This is a genomic window from Streptomyces sp. NRRL WC-3742 (assembly GCF_000720635.1).
In the GTDB taxonomy this organism is placed as follows: Bacteria; Actinomycetota; Actinomycetes; order Streptomycetales; family Streptomycetaceae; genus Kitasatospora.
Window position 1 is genome coordinate 1 of the sequence record NZ_JOCF01000182.1, and the last position, 664, is coordinate 664.

The 664-nt window shown below is 69.6% G+C and carries 1 protein-coding gene; it reads left to right on the forward strand.

Annotated features, from left to right (window positions below; genetic code table 11):
- Nucleotides 1-178 precede the first annotated feature (178 nt).
- Nucleotides 179-664 (forward strand): transglycosylase family protein (locus tag IH61_RS50120; RefSeq protein WP_199823451.1); only part of this gene is annotated, 486 nt, incomplete at its 3' end.

Genomic DNA, 664 nt, shown 5'->3' on the forward strand with positions numbered 1-664 from the left:
GCGACTTCGCCCTCGCCAACGCCTACAACAACACCCCCGACCTGACCTTCCAGTTCGGCAACCCCGGCGACACCCCCGTCACCGGCAACTGGAACTGATCGCACACCATGCGGGGCCGCCACGAAGGCGGCCCCGCACCGCGCTCACGAACCTCGCCACCACCACCGAAGGAACCAGGATGACCAGCCGCTCGAAGCAGTCGAAGACCCGCACCGCCGTCACCCTGCTGGCCGCCGCCGCGATCGCGGGCACGCTGAGCACCGGACAGGCCGGCGCCGCGTCGGTCGCGACCTGGGACAAGGTCGCCCAGTGCGAGAGCGGCGGCGACTGGAGCATCGTCAGTGCCAACAGGCTGTACTACGGCGGCCTTCAGATCACCATGGCCAACTGGAAGTACTACGGCGGCACCGCCTACGCGGCCCGGCCGGACCTTGCCAGCAAGCAGCAACAGATCCTCATAGCCGAGAAGATCCTTGCCGACCAGGGCGCCGGCGCCTGGAGCTGTGCGCCGGGCACCGGACTCTCCACGGACCACGCCAACCCCTACCCCACCACGCCCACGCCGTCGGCCAATTCGACGAAGGTGGGGGTGTTCCGCAACGGGAACTGGGGGCTGCGCAACGCCTCCGGCGGTACGACCTCGGTCTCCTTCGGCCAGCCCGGC